The sequence below is a fragment of the Parendozoicomonas sp. 209JJ7-1 genome (assembly GCF_058147085.1).
Genome location: NZ_JBYVJU010000044.1, coordinates 1 through 2,675 on the forward strand (window position 1 = coordinate 1; position 2,675 = coordinate 2,675).

The following is a 2,675-nucleotide window of genomic DNA, read 5'->3' on the forward strand; positions in this document are numbered from 1 at the left end:
TTTTCTTTTTGGATTTGTATTATTTTTGTTCGCTTCAAGTTTTGGGTAAAACAAACCAAAGCCTAACAAGCGCATCCAAGTGACGCCTTCGGCGCACCTGATGCGGGCGTTATGTGATCACTCAGCATCGCATCTGAGTTTCTAAAATGTTTCCGTTAATCGTAAATATGATTCTTTTGAATAATCATTTTCTCCAAAAAAACCATCATTTGAAGTTACCATCATGTAAGCTACTGTATGAGCGATAAAATATCTTACTGGTATAATAGAGAATGCCATTCTATCTTGTATACTTCTTCCTGGACCATAAAGTGCAGAGTGGTTTTCCAGTTTCATTAGTACATTCACATTTTTCGGCGAGAGATCTTTTTTGAAAAGGTCTGGGTTGCGTTCATATACTTCCATTATATTTTTCGAGCATCCAAAAGTACCTTTGCATGTGGTAAGTGCAACATTTTTGAAGTCTAACATTTTCATTTATTCGCCCACACGGTTTAAATCAATTAAAGTTTGACAACTTTCATTTGAATTCAACAGTCAATAATATTAACTATTTAGACAATACACATAACAAGTAAATCCAGGTGACGCCTACGGCGCACCTGATTTAGGCGTTATGTGCTAATCAAGCTTCATTGCAAATCATCAGCTAAAATTTATACACCTTTAACTGTGGGTAGTTGAATATGGGACACAATCACAATCATTCAAGTGATGGGAAATTGAGCATCGCTGTATTTATAAATGTGCTTTTAACCATAGCCCAAGTTGTTGGAGGTATATTATCAGGTAGTTTATCTCTCATTGCTGATGCCTTGCATAATCTAAGCGACGCAGGTGCAATAATAGTTGCAATCATCGCTCGGAGAATAGGAAACAAATCTCCCAATAAAACCATGACTTATGGTTATAAGCGAGCAGAAATAATAGGCGTATTAATAAATAGCACATCATTAATAATTGTTGGAGTCTACTTAATCTACGAAGCCATAGGAAAATACTTCAATCCATCACCTATAGATGGATGGGTGGTTTTTTGGGTTGCTGGGATTGCGCTTATTATTGATATTGCAACAGCTGTACTAACATATAAAGCTGGCGCAAAAGACAACATGAATATCAGAGCTGCTTTCATCCATAATATTTCAGATGCACTCGCCTCTCTTGTTGTTATTATTGCGGGTTCTCTTATCATCCTTTACCAACTTTATATCTTTGATGTTATTGCAACAATAGGTATTTCAATATATGTGATTTATCACGGTTTAATTCTTTTAAAGAAATGCATCATGATTATAATGCAAGCAGTGCCAGAAAATATCGCTATTGAAGATATTCAACAATCATTAGAAAAAATCAATGGTGTAAGCACTGCCAAGCATATTCATGTATGGCAACTTGATGATGAGAAAATTTTCTTAGAGGCACACATACTACTAAACAGCAAAGAGCATGAGAGAATAAAAGACGAATCTCGAGAAATGTTAAAGAATAAATTTGGTGTCTCTCACTCTACATTAGAAACAAAAATTATATAAACAATACGCACATAACAAGCGCATCCAGGTGACGCCTTCGGCGCACCTGATGCGGGCGTTATGTTTCTCTCAAACACCCCATCAAAACCAACAATAAGATAATAAAAATGAAAACCTTAGTAATTTCCACATCTATTTCTTTATCGATACTAACATCTGGATGTGCAAGCGTTACTGGAATTGATCCATCTTCACTTCAGGAAAGTAAAAAATCAACATCGTTATTAATAGAACACGACTACAAATGGAAGAACAGACCGCTATTAAATTCTGAAACACATTACATACAGCTAAATTCTGGAATTTATCATCCAGTTTATGATGGCAAAAATGGAACATACTATGAGCAGGGAAATCATTGCCTTGAGCAAAAAATCATTCCTGATTCTGAAGAAAAGGAAATTCGTACAGGAAATTTAAAATGCGGCATCTATTTATCAAATGGTAAGAAACGAACTATTAAAATTTACTACTACCTAAACCCTGTGGTAGTAAATACTGTATTCGAAATTCATGAGCCAGGGCCCCTGATAAGAGCTATGGATAAAGCTGAGCGGGATAACCTAAAGTACTTAATGTTCCAACCTGATAAAGATAGCCTCCTGGCAGCAATTAAAGTCATTGACGGTTCCGAAAAACAAAACATAACAAGTAAATCCAGGTGACGCCTACGGCGCACCTGATTTAGGCGTTAGCTGCATCACAACATTACGTTCAAACGTAATTTCTATTGATAGATCGCAATGAATTTAGATCGAACAAAAGCTCTTATACATTCAGAGATTGATGAAACGGAACCAATGGAAGCATTAGTTCACGTTTTAGAATCATCTTTGGAGTTAATTCAGCTGCCTGATAATGATTTTTGCTGGTCTTCATGGAGAACTGTAGAGGAAGCACAGCAAGAACTTATTTCTCTTATAAAAATGGTAAAATCATACTCTCTACCACCAAAAATAGAAGTTGATGTGCTTTTTGCCCCGACAGGACCAATGCAAGAAGTGAGTATAAGTAGTGGTTGGGGAGATGCATTTTTACTTGTAGCTGAAAAGTATGATCAAGTTGCAAGTTTAATCTGGCAACGCAGCTAACAAGTAAATCCAGGTGACGCCTACGGCGCACCTGATTTAGGCGTTA

4 protein-coding genes are annotated in these 2,675 nt (G+C 36.4%); 3 read left to right on the plus strand and 1 reads right to left on the minus strand.

Features of this window, described 5'->3' with window-relative positions:
* Positions 1–141 precede the first annotated feature (141 nt).
* The gene (locus ACY2RQ_RS19050) at positions 142–477 is read right to left on the minus strand and encodes a hypothetical protein (RefSeq protein ID WP_490114595.1); all 336 of its coding nucleotides are present in this window, start codon (positions 475–477) and stop codon (positions 142–144) included.
* A gap of 209 nt (positions 478–686) precedes the next feature.
* Here ACY2RQ_RS19050 and ACY2RQ_RS19055 point away from each other — a divergent pair, with 209 nt between their 5' ends.
* The 3 genes from ACY2RQ_RS19055 to ACY2RQ_RS19065 all read left to right on the plus strand — a co-directional run bounded on the left by ACY2RQ_RS19055 (position 687) and on the right by ACY2RQ_RS19065 (position 2,629).
* Positions 687–1,538 (plus strand): cation diffusion facilitator family transporter, encoded by an 852-nt coding sequence (locus ACY2RQ_RS19055; RefSeq protein ID WP_490114596.1) that lies wholly within the window; start codon positions 687–689, stop codon positions 1,536–1,538.
* 107 nt (positions 1,539–1,645) lie between these two features.
* Complete coding sequence (locus ACY2RQ_RS19060; protein ID WP_490114597.1) at positions 1,646–2,203, plus strand: hypothetical protein; 558 nt, start codon at positions 1,646–1,648, stop codon at positions 2,201–2,203.
* Between the two features lie 78 nt (positions 2,204–2,281).
* Complete coding sequence (locus ACY2RQ_RS19065; RefSeq protein WP_490114484.1) at positions 2,282–2,629, plus strand: hypothetical protein; 348 nt, start codon at positions 2,282–2,284, stop codon at positions 2,627–2,629.
* The last annotated feature ends 46 nt before the right edge of the window (positions 2,630–2,675 follow it).